The sequence below is a fragment of the Levilactobacillus lindianensis genome, from assembly GCF_003946095.1.
Taxonomy (GTDB): domain Bacteria; phylum Bacillota; class Bacilli; order Lactobacillales; family Lactobacillaceae; genus Levilactobacillus; species Levilactobacillus lindianensis.
The window spans coordinates 1-23,991 of the sequence record NZ_RHOD01000027.1 but is presented as its reverse complement, the minus strand read 5'-3'; the positions used below and the strand labels follow the sequence as shown (position 1 = coordinate 23,991).

Sequence of the window (23,991 nt, the reverse complement as noted above, 5' to 3'; positions counted from 1 at the left end):
AGCAACTTTGTTAAAGAGTTGAATAATCGTCCACGCAAGGTCTTAGGCTGGAAAACTCCATCTGAAGTGTTCTATGGGAAAACGTTGCACTTGATTTGACAATTCGTCATGTTGTCTTTATGGTGTCGAAACGTGTGAAAAAAACAGCCGGATCCACTTAACCCCAATCACGAAACGATCCAAGCCCAGGGGCATTCGGTGATTGACGTTAATGCTCGTCGGCTAACCGCCTTTTTTCACACTCTTTTCATCTAATTTCTGCCCCCAGCGCCGTCTTAAAGTGTTCCAAGGCCCAGGCGTGGCCGGTGGGGTTGAAACTTGCGACAGTATTCTCGTGAATGACTAGGTGGTAGCCCAGGTTGTAGGCCGCGATGGCCGTATGGAGGACACAGATGTCGGTACAGACACCTGCTAGATGAAGGGTATCCACGTGGCGTTCGCGAAGGCGTAGGTCGAGATCGGTTCCCGCAAAGGCACTGTAGCGGGTCTTGTCGAATTGCCAGACGGTTGCCGCGTCTTGGTGGGCGTCGAACCAGTCTTTGGTTTGACCGAAGAGCTCACGGCCCCAGGTGCCGCGTACATTGTGAGGTGGAAAGAGCTTGGTTTCTGGATGGTAGGGGTCATTTGGGGTATGGACGTCGGTGGGAAAGAGCACCCAGTCGCCGGCTTTGAAGTGGCTTTCTGCCAATTCTACTATCGGCTGATCCAAGATCTGGCCCGGTTTACCACAGGTTAGAGCACCTTTATCGGCAACAAAATCGTTCGTGTAATCGATGATTAGTAAGGCTTGCGTTCCGGCCATAACATCGTCTCCTTTGGCATTTCGTTTTAGTATGCAAGGTCGGGAAATGGAAGTCAACGACTTGTCTCATAACTTCTTTAATAGAAAACTGACTATTATTAATACCGAAAAGATCAGCACCCTCTAGATGTAATGATTGTTAGACAGTGGGGAATTATAATTTAGTCCCAAATATTCATTGACAATGGGAGTGGGAATTCATATACTGTAGATGAATTGATATTATATCGCATATAATATTGTAAGGAGGAAAGCTAATGGCCATTCAAGTACCGACCGAGCTACTCGACGGCAGTGTGTTGGGCTTGTTAACCCAGCAGGATCATTACGGGTACACGCTAACGCAGGAAGTTCGCCAGCTCTTGCCGATTTCAGAATCCACGTTGTACCCCGTGTTGCGCCGGCTGAAGAAAAATGGCTGGCTCGAAACCTACGACGAGCCCTACCAGGGCCGCAACCGACGTTACTATCGACTAACGGCGAGTGGACGTGATCGTTTGGCAGAGATTCAGGCGGATTGGCAAGGTTTCAATCAAGCCATTTCACAGTTATTGGAGGGGAAGACAGATGACTGATTACATACGGGCAGTCGAAAAGTTATTGGGACAGCTGACAACGGCAGAACAACAAGATGTGGTGGAATACTACAGAGAATACCTATTGGATGCTGGCATTGACACGTATCAAGAGGCTGTGGATGAATTGGGATCCCCACGATCCTTGGCACGCAAGGTATTGGCCGACTATTCAATTCGGATGAACGAAAGGGGTAAGGCTGATGCGCCGCAATCGCGGTCCATGGTTCAGGCTACCAAGAGTAATGTGCGGACCGTATGGCTAATTATCTTGGCCATGTTGTCGGCACCGGTGACGATTCCCATTTTGTTGCTGATCGTGGCCCTGTTTATTGCCTTAGCGGCGGTGCTATTTGGCCTGATCGTGGCAGTCTTAACGGTCTTTCTCAGTATCGTAGTTGTAGGTGTCGTGGGCCTCGTCGTTGGGCTTATCACGTTGTTTCAAGCGCCATGGACGGGGATCTTTTACCTCGGCGTTGGGCTATTCTTCTTGGGAGCCAGTCTGTTAGGCTGGTTAGTCCTTAAATGGGTTAGCAGTTGGGTTATTGGGGGACTATCGTGGTTTGCCAAGAAGATTTATCAACGATTTATTCCGCGGAGCCGCGCAGAACGGGGGCGTAAGCTATGAAAAAGAGTTTAAAAATCAGTCTGATCTTAATGGTCCTGGGGGCCATTTTGTTCGGCATCGGTTGGAAAAATCATGGGGATAAGTCGGTCGTCTGGAACCGCTCAAGTCGCGGACTGCAGACGCTGGAACGGGCTAAGAAAGCAATCAATCCAGGCGACTATCAGCGAATCATGATCGACAGTCCGGCATCGGTCACGGTTAAGTCGGGAAACACCAGTCGCGTCACGGTGGGCTATGTGAGTCATGCGCAGTCCGCACCAAAAGTTAAAGTGGCTAAGGGAACGTTGACCATCACGGATGGTGGATCAGCGGACGTCGCCAGCATCGGATCCTTTGGGAAAGACCACGCCTTTGATAAAGGGGGCGTCTTAGTGACCGTCCCGCGGGGAAAGCAACTGAAAGACATTACGGTCAAACAGAGGAGTGGCTCGATTTCACTCCGCGGATTGACTGCCGATAATATTAAGGTGGCCAATACTGTCGATGTCAGCATGATGGATCTGCGTGTCAAAAATGACATCAGCGTTGACACGAGTAACGGTGATGTCTGGGCCTCACAATTACGCGCTAAGCGGTTGTCGGTCGTCACGATCGATGGGGATGCGGGAATCTCTAGTAGTCATCTGACGGGTAACGACAATCGGCTTGATTCCGGCAGCGGGGACATTCGTTTGAGCGAAACGACCCTTGGTGGCGGTCGCATTTCGACGGAAGATGGGGATGTTCATTTACAGAGTAACCACTTGAAGCGCCAGTTGAAGATTGAGACCGGAGATGGTGACATTCGAGCCACGACTCCAACTTCTGCGGGATTGAAGGTTACCAACGCCGATGATGATATGGGGGATATCACCGTATGGGGCAGATCGCGACGTAGCGGGTTCCGCCTCGCACCTAAGGCCGCGGTCCAATACGTGTTACATGCGGATGATGGTGACATTACTGTGGGCAAACAAGGCTCTGCCAATTAGCTATGACTGATAGGCACTGGGCAACGCGTTCTCGACTTGATCGGGAACCGTTGACTGGTGCTTTTTTGGCGTTCGTTCGGTAAGCCCAGCAACCGTTTAAATTTACATTGTGGGGTTCATCATTAGCGGTATAATGGATCTCTGAAGGGCCACTCGGCTAACCGTTAGCGGCCGCTGTAGAATTCAATTGATTAGGGGAGAGTCAGAATGAAAGCTAGTCGCGTCATGTGGAAAGCTTTAGCAATGGTTTTGGTTACCGGGGCATTTGCGGTCATGGGGATGACGCCACGTTCGGTTCAAGGCGCGGTACACACCAAGTATGCCTTGGGGAACTACCAGGCGAAGAAGCTTAAAGTTATTAAGAATAAAAATTATTTTGTTTCTCGACCTAGGGTCTACGCCACTTCGGCGACCTATCGACGGGAGGGCACATTTCAAACCAAGCCCGACATTTATCACAGTGTTCGGGGCAAGCGCGCGACGCTGAAGACCAGTCTATACTTGCCAGTCACCGTGCACCATTCTGGCGACTGGGCTGATCCCCAAAGCGTGGTTGTTACACCGGATGGTAAGACAGCCTACATCGCCTATCTGAAGTCGAGTGGGGGCACTCGCGGTTGGATCGTCAAGTATGATCTGAACAAGATCCACCGCGCCCTCGGGAGCAAAACGTCGAATATGGATCTGTTGCGGCGGGCATCGAATGCCTATTCCAAAGGGCGCGCAACCAGTCAACAGCGTAAGCTTCTCGCCGGCGTTCACGAGGGACCCACCTTTACCATCGGTCACTGCCAATCACTGGCTTACAATCCGAAGAACAAGCAACTCTGGTTCACCAAAACGACGGGCAAGGCGGGCCGGTATGGGGATGCCGTCAAGGTTTCACTGAAGACGTTGAAGCCGACGAATAAGGTGGCCTATCGGCTGGTCAATAAGCATGGTGTTCGGATCGCGGTTAATAGCAATCTGACCTTTGACAGCCATGGCCGAGCGTACTTTAGCAGCTACAGTGGTAAGCATGCCGTTCGGATTTATCAAGGAACGATGTCGACTAAGGGCGTGCACTTTAACCTGTTAATGCAGAGCCTGGCTAACCGTCCGGGGCAAACCCATCAGGCGATCGCGTACAATTCGCATAACGATCGCCTCTACCTGGTCAGTGATGATTCGCTGTCCTCGGTGCCGGTCAAGAAACTTCTGAAGCGCCGGGTCAAACCCAAGGATGTTCAGGCGTCTGTCTTCGCCAGCCATCGAGAATTTGAGGGACTGTCATTTGCCAAGAATGGCCAAGGGTACTTGGCCATGAACCGTGGGGCAGAACTTTTGAAATTATCGTTTTAATTCAGCAAACGGATCGGGTCATCTGGGGAATCTCCACGGATGACCCGATCTTTTTGATCTATTTTGAGGATATCCACGGACTGAATCCACTTGGACACAATCTTTTTCGCTGGTTTCAAATGTAAAACGTGGTAAAATGTAAGGATTGCGTTACCCGGGATTTAATAAATTTAGTTAATAGAGGAGATTTTTATCGTGTCTGAATCAGCTTACTGGCAGAACATTGCGGACCATGCAAAGGCCGAGAACCGGCCCTTCTTTAGCTTGGCGCCCATGGAAGCCGTTACCAACGCTATTTTCCGCCGGGTCGTGGCGCGTGCCGCCGCACCCGATGTCTTCTTCACGGAATTTACCAATGCGATCAGTGTGACGCATCCTAAGGCCAAGTTTACGGTTCAGGGACGGCTCTACGTGGCGCCAGAAGAGGCGCACATGCCGGTGGCCCAATTGTGGGGGCACGAACCAGAGGCCTTCTCGCGAGCCGCTGAAGCCGTTAAGAAGATGGGTTATGAGGCCATTGATCTCAACATGGGTTGTCCGGATTCAACGGTTATCAAGAATCATGGTGGGAGTGATCTGATTCGTAATTTTGATACGGCAGCGGCCGTGATTACCGCCGCCAAGACGGCGGGCTTACCGGTCAGTGTCAAGACTCGGCTGGGGTATAGCCGCCTGGACGAATGGCATGACTGGTTGACCTTCCTGCTCCAACAGGATATTCCGTTGCTTACGATTCACCTGCGGACGAAGAAGGAAATGAGTCGGGTGCCGGCACACTTTGAACTGATCGATGATATCTTAAAACTCCGTGATAAGGTGGCACCAGATACCTTGATTCAGCTCAATGGGGATATTGAAAATTACCAACAGGGGGTTCAGCTTGCCCAGGAACACCCTGGTGTCGATGGGATCATGATTGGCCGCGGCATTTTCGCGAGTCCCTTTGCCTTTGAGAAGGAACCCAAGGAACATGATATCAAGGAATTATTGGGTCTGTTGAACTATCAGCTCGACCTATATGATGACTTTGAGAAACGTTTCGACACGTCACGTTTCCCTTCACTTAAGCGGTTCTTCAAGATCTACGTTCGTAACCAGCGCAATGCCGCTAGTCTACGAAACGCCATGATGGAGGCCCACACGACGGATGAAGTGCGGAAGTTGTTGGCGGAATCGGAATTTACCAAGTAGTAAGAGTGTGAAAAAGGGCGCTTAGCCGGCGAGCATTAAGTCTGATAACCGGATAATCCTGGGTTTGGATTATTTGGTTATCAGGGTTAAGCGGAGCCGGCTGCCTTTTTTCACACGTTTCGACAATATAAGCAACTTAAAAGAGGATCTATGGTCAGAAACGACCACAGATCCTCTTTTAAGTTGTCGTAAATCAATGAGCGAAAGTGGCCATTATTATGCAACAATAAGCGTTAGATAAATAGTGAATTCATGTAAGCGAGTTCAATTATAAATCGCTGAGAGTTGCGTCTTTTTGCTAGGGAATTTCGGTGAAAAAGGCTATAATGTTCTGCAGTCTGATAATAACTTTCACCGGTACTTAACGGTAAGGCTATTGCGTTTAACCCGTGATTTGAGTTGGTGCACCGCGCTCGTGAGATGTTGTGACTAGCAACGTCTCACGTGGTGGACGCCGACAAGTTTGTGCTGAACCGACTCACAATCGGTTTATCGCACCCAGCGAAAGTAACGCGCTGGACTAATTCTAACTAGAAATTTATTGAGGTGATTATCCATGTATTTACGTAAAGCAAAACCCGAAGAACTGGACTTAATCTGCGACATCATTGAGGATGGCAAGAAGCAATTAGCAGATGCCGGTATCGACCAATGGCAGAATGAATATCCTAACCGCGACGTGATTGCCAGTGACATTGACAACGGTCGGGCCGTCATCTACAACAGTGACGACCACGAAACGTTGGGTGTTGCCGCAGTGATTGAGGCACCAGACAATTCCTACGATACGTTGGAAGGCAAGTGGCTGTCCGATACGACTAAGTATGTGACGGTTCACCGGGTTGCTATTTTCTCCCATCACCAGGGGAAGGGCTATGCCTCACAACTGTTCCGTGACCTCTTCGACTATATTGCTGAAAATCATCCAGACGCTGACAGCATCCGGATTGATACGCACAAGGATAATGCAAAGATGCAACATTTGATTGAAAAATTTGGTTTCCAACGCGTTGGCCGGATCGTGGGCGTTTACCACCCAACCGACGAATGCTACGTTTACGAGAAGCTAGTTTAATTTTTCAGGAGGTCCCCCTAACACCGGTCTTGACCGATTATGGGGGGCTTTTTTTATGCATTGCGTTTGAATAAACGCCGGTGGTGCGGCATAATGATGAATAGATCTCTTTTAGCCTATTGCCAATTTCATCAGAACCAGGTAGCATACCTTCATGGGTTTTTATTTGGTCCTGCGAAGTTATTAGTGAAAATTGGCTAACTTTGATAAAAAAACGCAATAGTCTGAACGCAATATCTGTTGAAGCAAGATAAGTTAAACAGGTATTGATCGCCTAAGCTTAGCCGTAGGCGGAATTTTTAGCGTTTGAAGAAGCTAATGTTTATAGAACGAAAGAAAAGAATGAGTAGAAAGAAGGAATTAGATTGCAACGGAAACTGAGTGCTCGCCAAATGCAGATGATTGCGTTAGGCGGAACGATCGGCGTGGGATTATTCATGGGGTCTGGTTCCACCATCAAGTGGACGGGGCCGTCAGTCTTAATCGCCTACGTCATCTCAGGTGTCTTCCTGTATTTAATCATGCGGGCCCTGGGAGAAATGTTATACGTCCATCCCACAACGGGTTCCTTTGCGACCTTCGCTTCGGAATACATGCACCCGGTCTTTGGCTTTCTGACCGCGTGGAGTAACATCTTTCAATTTATTGTCGTGGGTATGAGTGAAATGATTGCGCTGGGTGGGTACTTCCGCTTCTGGTGGCCGAACTTACCAGATTGGATTCCTGGTCTGGTCGCGATTACCTTCCTGTGTATCGCCAACCTGATCTCCGTGAGAATGTTCGGAGAATTAGAATTTTGGTTTGCTCTGATCAAGGTTGTCACAATTATCTTGATGATTATTGCCGGTCTCGGCGTGATTCTCTTTGGTTTTGGCAATGGTGGCCATGCGGTCGGCATCAGTAACCTTTGGACTCACGGCGGATTCTTTACCGGGGGTGCCAAAGGATTCATTTACGCGTTAGCCATCGTGCTGGCGTCGTATCAAGGTATTGAGTTAATCGGGGTAACGGCCGGTGAAGCCGAGAACCCGCAACACACGCTGGTCAACGCGATTCGGTCAACTGTGGCGCGAATTCTGATCTTCTACGTGGGGGCCATCTTCGTGATTGTCAGCATCTACCCATGGGATGAGCTGAATCAATTGGGTTCGCCATTCGTTGAAACCTTTGCCAAAATTGGGATTACCGCCGCAGCGTCGATCATTAACTTCGTCGTGATTACGGCGGCTCTCTCCGGGTCTAACTCCGGAATCTACAGCGCTAGTCGGATGGCCTTCACGTTGGCCGAGAAGGGGCAATTGCCACGTAAGGCAACGCTCTTGAATCGTCACGGGGTACCGTTCTACTCCGTCGTGGCCATCTCCGTGGGAATCGGGATTGGAATCGTGTTAAACGTGGTTCTACCGATGTACTTCAAGGATGCCAGCCAGATCTTCGTCATGGTTTACAGTTCGAGTGTGCTACCCGGCATGGTGCCGTGGTTCGTGATCCTGATTAGTGAAATTGAATTTCGCAAACAGAATCAGCAGCACATGGCCGAACATCCCTTCAAGATGCCCTTTGCCCCTTGGTCCAACTACATCACGTTGGCTTTCCTGACGGTCACGCTGGTCTTCATGTTCCTGAATCCGGAGACCCGAGTGTCTATTCTGGTTGGGGTTGTCTTCCTAGCTGTGATGACGTTTATTTACTTTAGAAAATATCAACCGCGAGAAGCGGCAAACCGTTAAGAAAGGAAGTCCGTCATGAGTCGTCCGGGTAAATTTGGCAAGTCGAGTCGTACCAAACAACTCAAACAGTTCCGCCGGCGCAAGCAACAACAGGCCGGCAATGTCTTGGCTTGGGATCAGGTCGCGGACTTTCTATTAGGACGGTACCATTTGGTCCAGGGCGTCAAGCTTCCAACGTTGGTGGATGCGACGGTGCAGCGGTTCTTCAGCGAATGGCTGGTAACGGCCTTGGCCGCGGGTCCCGAACAGATCCAATGGGATGTGGCCACGGTGACAACGACTACGTTGAAACGGATTGGTAATCAGGTTCCCTGGCAGTTCTACGCCGTTCTCGGCGGACAACTTAACCATTGGGAGAAATTCCTGTGGCGTGAAGTTCCCGTGGTTCCACTGACGACGCGACGCCAGCTGACCGAACGACTTGAACCGGCGGACTTCACCCGGATCTTAGCGCAACAACTGGCGGTGAACTTATTAACCGTCAGTGCGATACCGGTCACGACTAGCCAGCGTGATCAGCTGGTGACCAGTCTGGTTGCGGACGATCACCTGCAGTGGACCGCTGTGGCGGCGCTCTTTACGCCGTTGGGTTTTCAGGTGACCGCATCGGCCGATCAGGAAACCAGTCAGTGGTTAAATGATCTCCAAGCGCTAACCGTGTCCGACTTCCACAACTAATTGACTAGATACGAAAGACCAGCAAATAGCTGGTCTTTTTGTTTGGAACCCGTTATTATCTTCTAGTGAATCAAGCGAAGGCAGTTGATAGAGTCACCACAAAAGCCGGCGCACCAGATGACCGGCAGGAGTCACTTTGCCGTTACACAGGGATGGTTGCCGTTTACCGGCCCATCGTTTAACACCAAAACTGGTAATCGTGAGTTTTAAAATTGAACAATCTAGGGAGTGAGTATCGTGACTCGCAGATTAATGAAGACTGCACTATTGGGAGGTGCAGCATTATTAGCTTTAGGCTTTGGGGTTGCACCCGTCTTAGCGGATACGACCGATACCAGTAGTAGTGACAGTAGTTCCAGCTCTAGTGTGGGCCCAACTAGTGAGAGCACCAGCACGACGGCTGAATTTGACACCAACCCTAACGCAACGATTACGTTGAGTTCGGCACCTAACATCAGTTTTGGCAAGAATATTACCCCTAACGGCCCAACCAATGGGAATTACACGGCTGTGACGGTTGATAACCCAATTGGTGTTAGCAACCCTGGGCTCGGCAGTGGCTGGAATGTTCAAGTTAAGAACACGCCATTTACCGATGCCACTGGCGACACCTTGAGTGGCGCGGTCTTGGCGTTAGCTTCACCAACCATTGCGGCAGCGAACACGGGCAACCCTTCTGCTAAGCCTGACGGTATGTCATTAAGCTTGGACGGAACCAATGCCAACGAGATTCTCCTGAGCGCCCCGCTTAAAGGCGGCTTAGGGATCTGGGATGCTAGCTACAGTCCTTCCGGTGTGACCTTGGCAGTACCAGCTGGGCAAATGGGCGGGACTTACACCTCCACGATGACTTGGCAGCTGAGTGACACGCCAGAATAGGAACGGTTAGTTGTTGTGTCTACGCGGTAGCGGGGTCTCAATTGGCGTCGCTACCGCGCTGTTGGCTGATGGATTGGGGGAGTCGGCAATGAGACGAGGATTGAAGATCGTGGTCATGATGAGTCTGGCGTTGCTACTTGGGGTGGCACAGGTTGCCCCGGTGTTAGCGGACCAGACCCCGACGAATAATGTTGGTTACACGGTTCGCGCGGTTCTGCCGTCAAATCAGGAAGACCGCCAGATTTCGTATTTCGATTTACGAGTAAAGCCGCGAGAAACACAACGGCTGGTCATCGAGATCGCTAATACGAGCAACCGGACACAACGCTTTCGGGTTAGTGCTAATCAGGCGGTTACCAATCAAAATGGGGTCATTGACTATAGCCAGTTGTCCCCTAAATTGGATTCGTCCCTAAAGGTTGGGATCAAGGACATCTTTGCTCACGATCTGACCCAGAAGGTCACGGTTCCGGCCAATAGCCAGAAGCGGGTCAGCTTGAGCTACACGATGCCAGCGCAAAAGCTACGGGGCATCATTCTTGGCGGCGTGTACGTCCAGCAGCTGAATCCGGTTCAGCCTAAGGCGTCGGGAAAGATCATGATCAACAATGCTTACGCTTATGCCATCGGTTTGAGCCTACAAGAGGGCGCAATCGTTAAGCCTGATTTGAAGTTAAAGCAGGTTGGCGCTTCGCAAATCAATGCCCGTAATTTTGTGACGGCAAATTTACAAAATGATCAACCAGGAATCTTACAAGGATTAACGGTCAACGCGCGCGTCACCCAAGCGGGACAGACACAAACCTTGATTCAACAGAAGCAAGCCAAAATGGGCATGGCACCCAACAGTAACTTTAACTTTGGGATTCCCTGGGGGAGTCAGAATTTGAAACCGGGACAGTACACGCTGTACCTGACGGCGAACGCCAAAGGTCAGCAGTGGCAATTCGTGCGTAACTTTACCATCAGCGCCCCGGTTATCAAGCGACTCAATCGTCATGCGATTACCCCAGCACCTCAGCCCAATTACTGGCTGTACCTCGCTCTGGCATTGCTCATTGCCAGTCTCTTAGCCATCATTGGCTACCTCATGTATCGTAACCGGCACCCACGTCACGCAAAATAAGGAGAGATGAGTTTGCTCAAACAGTGGTTGAGCGCCGGCTTGATTCTACTAGCGGTCAGTCTCGGAACTAGGCTTAATGCCCATGCCGACAGTGACTATAACCAGGCGTTGAAGACAGCGCCCCAGGGAATTCTCCTGAATAAGACGCAGCCCATTCTAAAGGTGGGCTCCGCTAGCAAGAGCTCTGCTACTGTAGTTGAGACAACGAATCCGGCCGCGCCAAATACGCAGGCGGCAGTTATCACCAATGGCCCCGGACAATTCGGGGCCATTTGGTCGACTAATGGTAATTACTTTGATTTAACAAAAGACGAAACCGTTTCATTCTGGACCTACCTGGGGAACAAGGGGACCAATGCGGGTGAAGGCATGGCCTTCGTCTTGCAAAATGATCCCAAAGACGGTGGGGCTGCCCCCAACTTTGGGCGTGGTGCCATCGCAGGTGAAACGCTGGGGGTCTGGGGAGTCGATACGGAAGCTCGGCGGAAGAATCCGCAGGACCTGGCCCAGACGGCAATTCAGAATAGTTGGGCGTTGGAATTTGACACCAACTATAACGGTCAGACGGGTCAACATGCAGCCGGGAAAGCCAATTCCTTTGATGCCAGTTTCCCCAAAGAACATCTGGCTTCGAACTATCCGGGTGATCCAGATGCCTACTACCAATATATTGACACGGGTGGCTGGGGCTGGATTTTCACTCAGAAGAATTATTACTATGCCATCGGACATAAGGGTCTGATCGCTAATGAAGCCAAGCCAGGTTTCCTCTCGAATGGTCAGTGGCATCACGTGACACTCCGTTGGAATGCGGCCGACCAGACGATGACCTATGTTTTTGACGACGAGAATCCCCAGACGGGTGAACTACTCCCGGGGATGCGGCGTTCAGTCCGGGTTGATGTTCGTAAGATTGACCCGAAACAGACCGGTTTTGCCCGGTGGGGGATCACTGGCACCACGGGGAAACGTTGGGAAAACAACCTGGTTGTATTTGAAAATGCGCCGGGATTGGTGGACGCTCAAGCTAAGGCTAAGTTGACGGATCTGACCCGTAGCCGGGTCGTTCCTGAAGGTGGGGAAGTCGTTTCTGGTGACCGCGTTCAATTGGATTACCAGCTGACTTATCGGAATGGCCGTCAGACTTGGTCTAGTATTACGGCTCTGCTGGATCTACCAGAGAAGATTGACTTTGATAAGATCGAGATTCGGTATTTCGGTAAGGAAAAGGAATGGACTCAGATGATTGATCCCGCGGCGATCAAGAATGGCCAGTTAAAGGCGATCTTTGATTGGGAGCTAGATGAGAATACCCCCGCCGCAACTGTACAGTTACGCGGGAAGGTCGCAGCGGTTAATCGGACCACTAGGGTGGCGAGTCGAACTAGTATGGTGACGTCGAATGCCTTTGTTGGGTCGGCGCAAACACCAGAGTTCAGTATCAATCCGAACGTCGACTTGGACCTCGATGTGACGAGTTCCCATGCAGTCACAGTCGAACCGCACACGGACACGCAGGTTTTTGGCAAGATTTCCGTGAGCACGAGTGCGACAACACAACCCATTATTAAGGTCCGGGCCATGTTGAATCGGCAGTTGTTAACGACACTGATGCCAGACAAGGATGGCCGCTTTAACTTTCCAGTCAAAGCGGACAAGTTGCGAGCGGGAGACAATGTGCTGAAGGTGACGGCGATCACTGCGAAGGGAGAATCCTCCAACACGGTGACCGTAAAGATCAAGGTTCAGGGGGTCTTGAAGTTTGATTTCATTTCTCCAAGGGAACAGTTCCAGCCCAGTCGGCTCACGGGTCGCGACCAGTTGGTCCAACGGAGTGGAGATTGGCAGGTTGTGGTTCAGGATACTCGTGGTAACGAGTCACAGTGGACGTTAATGGTGCAGGCGGAACGTTTCCGATCGCGGACTGGCGTCCCGCTAATGGGTGGCCCAGTCTATGTTCATCCCGACGGTCGTGCCACGGATATTCGTGAGCGGCCTATCCCAGTCATGCGGCATACAACGAGTGATGCGGACAAGGAAGGCAAATACGACGTCCACAAAGATTGGACTAGTAAGACTGGTGTGTTGTTACAAGTTGACGCCGAGTCGGCCGTTGGTAGCTACGGCGGGAGGATCACCTGGACGCTGGCAGACACGCCGGGATAGAGTGTGAGAGTGTGAGCGAGGGCGGTTGACCCTGAGCATTAGCGTCGATCCGTGCCGGTTTGGCGAAGCCGAACAGGTGCGGATCGGGGCTAAGCGGAGGGGTCAGCCCGAGCGAACACGTTTCCGAAGCTGCCAGTATCAGGATCAAATGGCGAGAGCCGATCCCATAAAGCATTACCCCAGATCAGTGCTACCTTGTTCCAGTCAAGGTGGTGCTGATCTGGGGTAATGTGGAAGGCGTCTCTACCCAAGCGATCCCTGAAGCACCCAGAAAGGAATGCGGCTAGTCATAGTCGTAGCTAAACATCCTACCAACAGACGGCTTCTTTGCAATATGCCGTGAAGTTGCCGGGATCCGATAGCTGAAGTGACGCTGAGACGAGAGTCTTGGCGCCACTTTTTTTGCGAAAAAATAGGGCCACCACTCAATTTGAGTGGGACCCTATTAGAAAATTTGAGCTTTTTAGAATTAACAGTCAATCTGAAATTATTGAAATGGATCATCTGAAAACAACTAGCGACTATGGTCAATTCGAAGAACCGATCGTAGCTGGAGGAGGCCAGGGATGGAGCCGGCCGTGGCGGTGCAGTTAGACCGAGTGTTATTCTCGGCCTTACTGCACGGGCGACTTTTAAGTCGAGCGAGAAGCCCAAGGGGCTGAAGCGTCCCCACAGCAGGCGTAATCCCTGGCAGCCGCAGGCGGCCTCCTATCCCTAAACGAAATTTATTTCAACAACCGAGTAATCAGTTTCTCATAGATCGTGATAAACCGGTGATACATGTCGAGATCGACGTATTCGTTCACTTGGTGGGCCGTGATGTTACCAGGACCAAAGACAATGACGTCAATGTCTGGATTGAAGGCCAGGAAGGATGAGGCATCGGTGCCACCGGGAACCCCAATCAATGGTAGCTTCTGTTCGAGGATGTCTTCCCCAATTTCTTTGGCTGCTTGAACCAGCTCGGTGTCTGCCATGGTGTGCATTGGCCGTAAATCACTCAGAATGTCGAGAGATAGATTGGCCCCTTGCTCGTTAAGGTCCGCAATGATTTGCTTGATGGCAACCGTGATGTCGGCATTTGGTAGTTCGGGGATTGTCCGGATCTTAACGGAGAGGTCGGCACTAGCGGGAACGGTGTTGATTTGTTCTCCACCTTTAACCATCGTGACCACGGGCGTCACGGGTCCGAGAACCGGGTTACGGTAATCCTTGATAGAGGCAAAGTAGGCCTCTTCCTTCTGATAGAAGGCCATCAGCGGCGTAATCGCGTTCTTCCCGATTTCTGGCATGGAACTGTGAGCGGCCACCCCTTTGGAATGGACGGTGTAGGTCAGAGATCCCTTGTGGGCCAATTCGATAAAGTGTTGTTCATTGGTCTGGTTGGCGTCGGACAACTGTTGCGCACTGGCTTGGTCGATCTGCAGCATGTATTGGATTTGCTTTTGCATCAAGAGTTGCTTGGCCGCCCCGCTAGGTTCGCCCACGATTAAGGTGTCTAGGTCTTTAGCGTAACCCGCTTCGCCAAGTTGCTTGGCGCCGTATTGGCCGTATTCTTCGCCAACCGTGGCCATGAAACGCAAGGTTCCGTGAAGGGGCACATGTTGATCGTGTAAATGGATCATGGCCCAGACACCAGCGATTAAGCCGGACTTCATGTCAGAGGTTCCCCGACCAAGCATCAGATTATTCTGAATCGTGGCGGAGAGGGCGTCAACCTTCCATTTGGCTGCGTCACCTAAGGCAACGACGTCGGCATGCCCATCGAACCCGACAACGGGACCGTGGCCGTCCCCAATTTCAGCGACCAGGCTAACCCGGCCGGGGGCATATTCGATTAATTTACTGTCGATACCATGTTTGGCTAACAGGGCTGCGATATAGTCCGCAACCTTTTTTTCATCACCGTTAACGGTATTCATTTTGACAATATCGCTCAGTGCTTGAACAACTTCATCCATGTTCTTCCACCTCATTATTAAGTCTAGCCACCCGCGTCTTCGAAGTGACGGGTGTTCACTAACTTGATTACAGCACTTTTTGCAAACGGAATCAAGAATCCAGGGTGTTAGTGGGCAATCTGGGTAAGAAAAAACGACTCATTGGCGATTGCCAGAGTCGTTACCCGAAAGCTTTCGCTTACTGCAGCTGATACTGCAGGCTGACCAGTTGGGATGCTCCCTTACTGGTAAAGGTTTCGTCGAGATTCATCTGCCAGAGTTGATCACCGATCCGGAGTTGGTTCTGGGCGATATAGTCAGTCAGTTGGCGCAGACCGATGCAGATGTTTTTCACGTCATTCGTGGAGGTGACGGTCACGTAGTCACCAGTGGGTTTGGTGAGCTGTGGAAGCACACCAGTGTCGGTGCCGTCTGCGACCTTCTTGAGAATACAGAACGAAGCTGTGGGATACAGGTTGGCGTCACTGCCGGGTAGACGCGTCAAGAAGCCGGAGTCGCGCTTGTTAACCAGTTCGAGTTTACCTAAATTAGCATAAAACTCAGCGTAGAGCTCCGCGATTTCTTCTTCGGTACAGGCCACCGACTGGCGCGACCGACAGAACGTCACGGGAGCGGTGATCGTGGTGATTGCTGGTTGATTCTTGACGGGAGCCACAGTCGCGGTGGGCTGGTTAAACCGCGTGTTCAAGGTACTTTTAAGTACGGAGAGATTGTCCAGCTGGCCGTTTATTTTAGCAAGCACCTGTTGCAAGTTGTGATTTAAGGATTCTGGATCGGTGTTTTGGGTGAGGGCCTTGATTTCGGCGATCGACAGGCCGAGATGCCGTAACTCAAGGATGAAGGTGAGGTCGTAGAGCTGATCGTAGTCGTAGTATCGGTAGCCATTGGCGGCGACGCGCTTGGGCTTGAAGAGTGCCTTCTCGTCATAAAAGATCAGGGTGCGGCGGGTTGTTCCGGCTAAGGTGGCGAATTTCTGAATGGTTAACATGAAGCATCTCCTAAATCGGACTTGACTGTAACGTTACGGTACACCTTACACTAGGGTTAGTAAATGAGCAACTAAAACGATAGAAATGGGGACTTAGCTTATGCGAGCAGTTGTTATCGATCATCCAGGAGATGCCAGTGTCATGAATCTAGTGGAACGGCCAGTTCAGAAGGCCACGGCTCACCAATCGGTGATGCGAATTCACGCGTTTGGCGTTCACCGCTATGAAGTGTTGACGCGTGCGGGTGGTTCACCATCCGTTAAGTTTCCCCGGGTCATCGGTGTCGAGGCAGTGGGTGAAATCCACGAGGCTTCAGCTGAGGGGCCATTTAAGGCCGGTCAGAAGGTCATGACGATGATGGGCGGCTTCGGCCGTGAAGTGGACGGTAGTTACCAGGAATACGCCTTAGTCGATGATTCCAACCTCTTTACGGTCAACCATCCGGGAACCAATTGGGTCAAGTTGGCCCAGTATCCCGAAAACTTCTATACAGCAATCGGAGCGCTTAAGTCCTTGCGGCTACAAGCTGGACAGTCTTTACTTGTTCGTGGCGGGACCACAGCGGTTGGCCTGGCCGCGGCGCAGTTAGCCAAGGCCATGGGGCTAACGGTAACGGCCACAACGCGGCGGCCGCAGATGCTGGATGCTGTGGTTCAAAATGGGGCAGATGCCGCGATTCTAGACACGGATAACCAGCTGGTCACCGAAGAGAAATTCGACGGAATCATTGATATGGTGGGATCAGTCACGATGGATGATTCGATTGCCCACCTGAATCAAGGTGGAACGGCCTGTGTGATTGGCCTGCTGGCTGGCGAGTGGGTCGCGAAGGAATTTTCACCATTTGTCTTGGGTGATAAGTACCTAACGTTCTTTGACTCCACGGTGGTTCGCCAGGATCTGGTGGACGAGATGTTCGACCTCATCAATCAGAATCACCTGGAGATCCCGATTGCCAAGGTCTTCAAGCTCGCGGATATTCGTGAGGCCCACGACTACGTGATGGCGAGTCGTGAACTGGGCCAAGTCATTGTTGACAATGATTAAATTAATTCGTCAATAACATCGGTGACGGTGTAGGTGGCGACCTGTCCCAACGCCAAAAGAAAGTCGTTGAGCTCTGCTCGCGTGTGAAAGGCCCCCTCAATGAGGTAGGGCCTTTCTCCCGTCACCCGGTAATGATGGCGAATGGCGTTACGGTATTGGTGGATGAGGGCATTGTAACCGGCACGCTGATTGGCGTTCTTGACCGCTGCATGAATAAAAATCTGCCGCTCAAAGCCTAACTTTTCAGTGTCGACTTCAATGGTGTAACGTTTAATGATGCCGGCATCCTCGAGACGAGTGATCCGCGCGGCCACGGCGGGAGCGGTGAGATGAACTCGTTCCGCAAGGTGGTTGGCCTTGATCCGACAATTTTTAGTGAGTTCTTTTAGAATATTTAGGTCTGTTTGATCAAGCAACTGAAACACCTTACTTTATAAGTATTTAGGGGCAAAAGGCTTTACTTTTCATCTTAACAGTTGCGTTCAAAGCCTGTAAAGTAGAGACTATTGCGTCTCTAACTTGTGAGCCACTTTCTTAGGCATTTGGCCAAAGGTTAGTATAATTGGGAGTTATAGACACGCCGTTGCGGATTAGTGGAGAGCTGTCGCGTCCGCGTCGGCAGTGGTGTGACCCGTTCGATTGGGCCACTCACAAGTAGGGTATGGAGGTTGACATGATAGAATTTAGAAATGTTACCAAGCAATACGCACACAACCAAGCCCTGGATCGGTTGAACCTCACGATTCCCAGCCGGGACTTTTTTGTGTTGGTTGGCCCCAGCGGGAGTGGGAAGACCACGACGTTGAAGATGCTAAATCGGTTGATTGAACCCACTGATGGCGATATTTACTTCGACGATCGGCGCTTGATTGATTATGATTTGAAACAATTACGACTTCAAATGGGATACGTTTTACAGAACATCGCGCTGTTCCCCAACTTAAATATTCAAGAGAATATCGCCATTCAAGCAGAGTCATTGGGGTGGCCCCGTAAGCGGCGGATCGAACGGGCCCGCGAGCTGTTAACGCAGGTTGATTTGGATCCCGATCAGTACGCTACGCGAATGCCCAGTGAGCTCTCCGGTGGGGAGCAACAACGGGTAGGAATCATTCGGGCGCTGGCGATTAAACCCAAGGTGGTTTTGATGGACGAACCCTTTAGTGCCTTGGACCCCATCTCGCGTAAACAACTCCAAGATCTGGTATTGCGGTTGCACCAAGAACTCAAGATGACCTTTGTTTTTGTGACGCATGACATGCATGAGGCCTTGCGCTTAGGCCAACACATTGCGGTGATGCGGCTCGGCCACATCCAACAGGTGGGAACCGGGGAAGACATTATTCGTCACCCCGCCAATGACTTCGTTCGCGGGTTCTTTCAAGTGGAGAATGCCGCGCGACCGGATGCTGTGGCCGATCTTTTGACGGCCGGCTATGGGACGGTGACAACACGTGAAGTCACGATTGAGGCGACAGCTTCCGTGAGTGAACTGGCAGCGGCCTTGCGTCAGGGCTCGGTCGTTGTGGCGACGCCTGATGGCAACCGCCAATTGCAGACCACCGATCTCTTGGATTTCTTAGCGACAAAGGAGGCGGATTAGGTGTCAGCTATTTTGCATATTCTCAAAACGCAGGGCGGCGATATCGTCCATGCGATCGGGCAACACATCGGACTGTCCCTGATCTCGCTCCTGATTGCCGCGGTGATTGCGATCCCACTGGCAATCCTACTGATGAATCACAAGCGGGCAGCGGGAGTCATGCTCCAGGTGACCAGTATCCTCCAGACGATTCCGAGTCTGGCCTTGTTAGGGATCCTGATTCCGCTCGTGGGGATCGGGACGGTGCCGTCAATCATTGCCCTGGTGATTTATGCCGTGATGCCAATCTTTCAAAATACTTACTCTGGGTTGACGACAATCGACCCCAACTTTGAGGAGGCCGCCACAGCGTTTGGGTTGTCGCGGCGTATGAAACTCTTCCGAATTGAATTACCATTGGCGATGCCGATGATTATCTCGGGCATTCGAATTGCAACGGTCATGATCATAGGGACTGCCACACTGGCTGCCTTGATTGGTGCGGGGGGTCTGGGAACCTACATTCTATTGGGAATTGAAACCAATAATAACCCACTCCTGATTATTGGGGCCGTGTTGTCGGCGATCCTGGCGCTAGTTTTCGGGGCGGCCATCGACTGGCTGGGTCGACTGTCCTTTAAGAAGGCCGGGATTGTTCTGGCCACCGTGGTGGTGCTGATCGGTGGAGTTGCGGGTTACCGCAAGATTGCGAATCCAACGACCACCATTACGATTGCCGGGAAACTCGGTAGTGAACCCGAAATTTTAATCAATATGTATAAGGATTTAATTGAACACGATCAGCCCCAGATGCACGTGACCACCAAGGCCAACTTTGGCGCCACGTCGTTTCTCTTTAAGGCGTTGCAGTCGGGATCGATTGACATCTACCCCGAGTTTACCGGAACGGTCTTAGAGTCGCTGGTAAAGGGTGAGAAGGCGGCCAGTCATGATCCGGCCAAGACCTACCAGGTGGCTAAGACAGCGCTGAAGGACCAACATCAGATGACTTATTTGAAACCGATGCAGTATCAGAATGGTTATGACCTGGCCGTCACAAAGAAATTTGCCAAGGCCAACCACGTTAAGACCATTTCTGATCTGATCGCCGTGGAGGATAAGGTTCACGCCGGTTTTGACCCTGATTTCCATCAGTTGAAGGATGGTTATCCTGGCTTGAGCCAGGCATACGGCCTGAAATTTGCCAGCGTTAAGACCATGGAGCCTTCGATTCGCTACAAGGCCATTGCGCACGGCAAGGTTAATCTGGTTGATGGCTATACCACCGATCCAGAGGTTCAGGAATACCATTTGGTGGTCCTGAAGGATGACCGTAACTTCTTCCCACCCTATCAGGGAGCCCCGCTGATGACTGAAAAGTTAGCCACCGAGCATCCTGAATTGAAGACGACGTTGAACAAGTTAGCCGGGAAGGTTAGCACAACCGATATGCAGAAAATGAATTACCTTGTTACCGTGAAGCACGAGAAGGCCGCAACTGTGGCTCGTCAGTATTTGAAGAGTCATGGATACTTGGATTAAGGGAGGAAGACGTGCATGAAAGCCATTGTTGTGAGTCATCCGGGAGGACCGGAAGTATTAACTTATACTGATGTTCCCAAACCCAGTGTGAAGTCTGGCTGGACGCTGATTGCTGTGAGAGCCCGGGGCGTTAATCATTCTGAGATTTTTACGCGTGATGGGGAGTCACCATCCGTTAAGTTTCCACGGATCTTGGGAATCGAAGCGGTGGGGGAAGTCGTCACGACTACCGATGCTAAACGGTTACCTGTGGGTCAGGTTGTCGTGACCTTCATGGGCGAAATGGGTCGGGCCTATGATGGCAGTTATGCAGAATTTGCCTTAATCCCAAACGAACAGCTTTTTCCGATAACGACGACCTTGTCGTGGCAGGACTTAGCCGCTGTACCGGAGACTTACTATACGGCATACGGGGCATTAGAAGGCCTACGTCTGAATGATGGCGAGACTTTGATGGTTCGCGGTGGTACTAGTGGGGTTGGCGTTGCGGCGGCTAAGCTGGCCCATGCTATGGCTGACGTGACCGTCACTGGCAGTACCCGTAATCTCAACAAACGAGATCAGCTTTTAGCGGCTGGATTTGATGAGGTGGTCCTGGATCGGGATGGACAGTTACCCCCAGGTTCTCGGTATGACAAGATCTTAGAACTTATCGGGGCCGCCACGGTTCCCGAGTCGCTACAACATTTAAATCCAGGGGGCATCGTCAGTGCGACCGGAGAACTGGGTGGTCAATGGGGACTAAATGAGTTTGAACCAGTTGCTAAAATACCCAGCAATACCTATTTGACGGCTTTTAGTTCAGGTGATATCAGTGAGCAGCGACTGCGTGCCATGCTCCGACTGATTGAAACCCGTCATCTGGATGTACGGCCTGTCAAAGTCTTTCCGTTGCGGGAGATGCGAGCAGCCCATGAATATTTGGAGAGCCAGCACAGCTTCGGTAAGGTCGTTGTGGTTTCCTAGGGTTGGGGTTGACAGCCGTAGTCGGAAAGATTAAACTAACAACTAATTTCTAATCAATTTATCATAAATAGCCAGGAGAAGAGTAGTGGCGGCGGTGTTGCGCAGTGAGCCCGGTCGGTGAAAACGGGTCGACACCTAGTCATGAAGATGAGCTCCCAAGTGCTATCCGGCGGTTCACGCCACCGGGTCGGTAGGAACCGTTAACTTTCCGGGTATCAACTGGTACCGTTGAGGCGTGATCTGTGAGGGTTGCGTAAACTAGGGTGGTAAAACGACGCGTTCGTCCCTTGAACTAAGGATTTAGTTCGGGGATGAACGCTTTTTTATTACCCTCAACATGATTAGAAAGGCACCCAATCTTAAGGAGGACATTCAGATGACACTTAACCAAGTTAAAACGCAATTTCCTTATCGCTACGACGTCGTGGGGAGTCTCCTACGACCGGCAACCCTTAAGACGGCTCGCGCCCAGTTTGCGGCGGGCATCTTGAGTGCCGCAGACTTAACCACGGTTCAACGGGCGGAAACCAAACGCGTCGTCCAGCGCCAAGTTGAGCTGGGACTCAAAGCCGTGACCGATGGTGAATTCAATCGGAGCTGGTGGCATCTCGACTTTCTCTGGGGCCTCACGGGGGTGGGGCACTATGACTATCAGCAGAGTTATAAGTTCCACGGCAGTCAGACGCGAACCGACAATGCTGACCTGGTCGGGCGCGTCGCTTTCAATCCGGAACACCCCTTCTTCAAGAGTTTCCGTTACCTCCAAAGCTTGGTGCCAGCCGGGGTCGTGGTCAAACAGACCATCCCTTCTCCAACCATGTTGTTCCGGGATAACCGGAGTGACAACTGGCAGCAGTTTTACCCGACCTGGGACGCCTACCTGGATGATCTGGCTCAGGCCTATCATAAAACGCTCTTGCGGTTCTATGAACTGGGTTGTCGCTACGTTCAACTGGATGACACCACGTGGGCCTTTCTGATCAGCCGGTTGAACGCGACGGCAGACGATGCCGTGGCCCATCAGAGCTACGTTGATCTGGCCGAGAATGCCGTTTATGTCATCAACCGCTTGTTGACGGATTTACCGGAAGACCTGACGGTTACCACCCACATTTGTCGGGGCAACTTCAAGTCGACCTACCTGTTCTCCGGAGGCTACGATGACGTGGCAGATTACCTGGGACGCTTGCACTATGATGGGTTATTTCTGGAATACGACAACGCCCGGGCTGGGAGCTTTGCACCGCTCAAGAAGATTTGGCATAACGATCTCGATAAACGACTGGTATTGGGGCTGATCACGTCGAAGTTTCCTGAACTGGAAGATCCATTGGCCATTACAGCGCGGCTTCACGAAGCTGCCGAACAGGTCCCGCTGGCGAACCTGGCCCTGTCGACGCAGTGTGGATTTGCCTCGACCGAGGAAGGTAATCAGCTGACGGAGGATCAGCAATGGGCTAAGCTTAAATTAGTGAAGCGGATTGCCGATAGCGTGTGGCCTGAGTCATAAATTTTACACAAAGCATAAGCAATCTTTACGTTCGTCCGGGTCATGAGGTGGTATCCTAAACAAGATAGCTAGACTGAGATAGGAGCGACTCGAACATGACAACGGTATTCGGTCACCGGGGCTACCCGGCGCGTTTTCCAGAAAATTCTTTAGCAGGCTTTCGTTACGCGGTTGAACACGGTATCGAAGGTATCGAGTTTGATGTTCATCTGACGAAAGATCAAGTGCCGGTCATCATGCATGACGAGCAGATTGACCGGACCACGGATGGGAGTGGGTTGATCGAGAGTTACACGTTTGCCCAACTCCGTCAGTTTCGGCTGGCGAACCAGGAACCGATCCCATCACTGGCGGAATTTTTAACGCTGGTTACGAACCGTGACGTGCAACTCAACTTGGAGTTAAAGACCGATAAGATTCAATACCCTAACATCGAACGGATTGTGATGGGAATGGTGCACGCGACCGCCCTCAAGAAGCCGGTAATCTTCTCGTCCTTTCACTTGCCGACCTTGAAGACTTGTCAAAAGTTGGCGCCCAATGAGATTTACTGTTGGTTGACTGACCGCCGGGTGACCGATCCGGTGGCTTTGGTTGATCGCGAGCACCTAAATGGCCTCCACTTGAGTCATTATCAGGCAGGGATCCCTGTGACGGAGCGGATCTGGACCGTGGATAATCCCACGGTAGCCGCCGATCTGATGACCAAACACGTTGCTGGCATCTTCACCGATGACTTCGAAATGATGATGCAGGTGAAGCAAGAGGTGGCTAATTAGATTGAAAAGAGAGCGACAAAAGGCGGTTGGTCAATGAGCATTAACGTCGATAGACGAATAATCCCGATCTTGGATTGTTTGGCTATCGGGGTTAAGCGGAGTTGACAGCCTTTTGTCGCACGTTTCAACTATAGACGTTCGGAGCACAAAGAGGCTGTGACATAACTGACCTCTATAGGACAAGAATAAGGCACGAAACCGAATTTTGGTTTCGTGCCTTATTTCTATGATCTTGATTCTTAATCCATTTTTCTCTAGTAGAGACTAACTTGAGGATGTTCAATGCCAGAACGAGGATTCCAGTTTCTTTTTTGACCTTTTCTAGGCCGCGTACCGAATAGCGATGGAAATGCAAATAAGCCTTCGTCTTGCCAAAAATTGGCTCTACATCAATCTTTCGACGCCCATAGATAGCCTTGTTTTCTGGTTTTGAAAGCTGTGTGCGTTCCTTAG

Annotated in this window: 21 protein-coding genes and 1 pseudogene; 17 read left to right on the top strand and 5 right to left on the bottom strand. The window is 51.2% G+C overall.

Translation table 11 applies throughout. The features are described from left to right. Positions 1 to 247: 247 nt before the first annotated feature. Positions 248 to 802 (bottom strand): cysteine hydrolase family protein, encoded by a 555-nt coding sequence (locus EKM70_RS09570; protein ID WP_125547376.1) that lies wholly within the window; start codon positions 800 to 802, stop codon positions 248 to 250. A gap of 257 nt (positions 803 to 1,059) precedes the next feature. On the opposite strand from EKM70_RS09570, the gene EKM70_RS09565 reads away from it, so the two are divergent. From EKM70_RS09565 to EKM70_RS09515, 11 genes are all read left to right on the top strand, one after another. Further along, complete coding sequence (locus EKM70_RS09565; RefSeq protein ID WP_125547374.1) at positions 1,060 to 1,377, top strand: PadR family transcriptional regulator; 318 nt, start codon at positions 1,060 to 1,062, stop codon at positions 1,375 to 1,377. Continuing rightward, a complete protein-coding gene (locus EKM70_RS09560) occupies positions 1,370 to 2,005 on the top strand; it encodes a DUF1700 domain-containing protein (protein WP_125547373.1) in 636 nt (211 codons plus the stop codon). The genes EKM70_RS09565 and EKM70_RS09560 overlap by 8 nt, the downstream gene beginning before the upstream one ends. After that, positions 2,002 to 2,976, top strand: coding sequence for a DUF4097 family beta strand repeat-containing protein (locus tag EKM70_RS09555; protein WP_125547371.1), 975 nt, complete (start codon positions 2,002 to 2,004; stop codon positions 2,974 to 2,976). The genes EKM70_RS09560 and EKM70_RS09555 overlap by 4 nt, the downstream gene beginning before the upstream one ends. Before the next feature lie 207 nt (positions 2,977 to 3,183). Beyond that, entirely contained in the window at positions 3,184 to 4,317 is a 1,134-nt protein-coding gene (locus EKM70_RS09550; protein ID WP_225416423.1) for a hypothetical protein, read from the top strand. A gap of 195 nt (positions 4,318 to 4,512) precedes the next feature. Then, positions 4,513 to 5,508 carry a tRNA dihydrouridine synthase gene (locus EKM70_RS09545; protein ID WP_125547369.1) on the top strand — a complete coding sequence of 332 codons (996 nt, stop codon included), beginning with the start codon at positions 4,513 to 4,515 and terminating at the stop codon, positions 5,506 to 5,508. Between the two features lie 556 nt (positions 5,509 to 6,064). Beyond that, positions 6,065 to 6,583, top strand: coding sequence for a GNAT family N-acetyltransferase (locus EKM70_RS09540; RefSeq protein WP_125547367.1), 519 nt, complete (start codon positions 6,065 to 6,067; stop codon positions 6,581 to 6,583). Between the two features lie 365 nt (positions 6,584 to 6,948). Continuing rightward, positions 6,949 to 8,313 carry an amino acid permease gene (locus EKM70_RS09535; RefSeq protein ID WP_125547365.1) on the top strand — a complete coding sequence of 455 codons (1,365 nt, stop codon included), beginning with the start codon at positions 6,949 to 6,951 and terminating at the stop codon, positions 8,311 to 8,313. A gap of 15 nt (positions 8,314 to 8,328) precedes the next feature. Beyond that, positions 8,329 to 8,991, top strand: coding sequence for a hypothetical protein (locus EKM70_RS09530; RefSeq protein WP_125547363.1), 663 nt, complete (start codon positions 8,329 to 8,331; stop codon positions 8,989 to 8,991). A 237-nt stretch (positions 8,992 to 9,228) separates the two neighbouring features. Further along, entirely contained in the window at positions 9,229 to 9,870 is a 642-nt protein-coding gene (locus tag EKM70_RS09525; RefSeq protein WP_125547361.1) for a WxL domain-containing protein, read from the top strand. A gap of 88 nt (positions 9,871 to 9,958) precedes the next feature. Further along, positions 9,959 to 10,996, top strand: coding sequence for a DUF916 and DUF3324 domain-containing protein (locus EKM70_RS09520; RefSeq protein ID WP_125547359.1), 1,038 nt, complete (start codon positions 9,959 to 9,961; stop codon positions 10,994 to 10,996). Positions 10,997 to 11,008: 12 nt separating this feature from the next. Continuing rightward, positions 11,009 to 13,162 carry a WxL domain-containing protein gene (locus tag EKM70_RS09515; protein WP_225416422.1) on the top strand — a complete coding sequence of 718 codons (2,154 nt, stop codon included), beginning with the start codon at positions 11,009 to 11,011 and terminating at the stop codon, positions 13,160 to 13,162. A gap of 725 nt (positions 13,163 to 13,887) precedes the next feature. Here the strand turns inward: EKM70_RS09515 and EKM70_RS09510 are convergent. Beyond that, on the bottom strand, positions 13,888 to 15,123 hold the full coding sequence (locus EKM70_RS09510; RefSeq protein ID WP_125547356.1) for an ArgE/DapE family deacylase: 1,236 nt from the start codon (positions 15,121 to 15,123) through the stop codon (positions 13,888 to 13,890). A gap of 178 nt (positions 15,124 to 15,301) precedes the next feature. Next, positions 15,302 to 16,111, bottom strand: a complete 810-nt coding sequence (locus EKM70_RS09505; RefSeq protein ID WP_125547354.1) for a MerR family transcriptional regulator — start codon at positions 16,109 to 16,111, stop codon at positions 15,302 to 15,304. A 100-nt stretch (positions 16,112 to 16,211) separates the two neighbouring features. On the opposite strand from EKM70_RS09505, the gene EKM70_RS09500 reads away from it, so the two are divergent. Continuing rightward, the gene (locus EKM70_RS09500; protein WP_125547352.1) at positions 16,212 to 17,159 is read left to right on the top strand and encodes a zinc-binding dehydrogenase; all 948 of its coding nucleotides are present in this window, start codon (positions 16,212 to 16,214) and stop codon (positions 17,157 to 17,159) included. Here EKM70_RS09500 and EKM70_RS09495 read toward each other — a convergent pair. Beyond that, complete coding sequence (locus EKM70_RS09495) at positions 17,156 to 17,584, bottom strand: Lrp/AsnC family transcriptional regulator (protein ID WP_225416421.1); 429 nt, start codon at positions 17,582 to 17,584, stop codon at positions 17,156 to 17,158. The two genes, EKM70_RS09500 and EKM70_RS09495, sit on opposite strands and share 4 nt — an antisense overlap. Positions 17,585 to 17,832: 248 nt before the next feature. On the opposite strand from EKM70_RS09495, the gene EKM70_RS09490 reads away from it, so the two are divergent. From EKM70_RS09490 to EKM70_RS09470, 5 genes are all read left to right on the top strand, one after another. Continuing rightward, a complete protein-coding gene (locus EKM70_RS09490; protein WP_125547348.1) occupies positions 17,833 to 18,762 on the top strand; it encodes an ABC transporter ATP-binding protein in 930 nt (309 codons plus the stop codon). Next, positions 18,763 to 20,283 (top strand): ABC transporter permease/substrate-binding protein, encoded by a 1,521-nt coding sequence (locus tag EKM70_RS09485; protein ID WP_125547346.1) that lies wholly within the window; start codon positions 18,763 to 18,765, stop codon positions 20,281 to 20,283. Positions 20,284 to 20,298: 15 nt separating this feature from the next. Continuing rightward, positions 20,299 to 21,249, top strand: coding sequence for a zinc-binding dehydrogenase (locus EKM70_RS09480; protein ID WP_125547344.1), 951 nt, complete (start codon positions 20,299 to 20,301; stop codon positions 21,247 to 21,249). A gap of 376 nt (positions 21,250 to 21,625) precedes the next feature. Then, positions 21,626 to 22,759, top strand: a complete 1,134-nt coding sequence (locus EKM70_RS09475; protein ID WP_125547342.1) for a vitamin B12 independent methionine synthase — start codon at positions 21,626 to 21,628, stop codon at positions 22,757 to 22,759. A gap of 95 nt (positions 22,760 to 22,854) precedes the next feature. Next, positions 22,855 to 23,538, top strand: a complete 684-nt coding sequence (locus EKM70_RS09470) for a glycerophosphodiester phosphodiesterase family protein (protein WP_125547341.1) — start codon at positions 22,855 to 22,857, stop codon at positions 23,536 to 23,538. Positions 23,539 to 23,666: 128 nt separating this feature from the next. Here the strand turns inward: EKM70_RS09470 and EKM70_RS09465 are convergent. Beyond that, positions 23,667 to 23,991 (bottom strand): annotated as a pseudogene (locus EKM70_RS09465) (transposase); the annotation flags it as partial.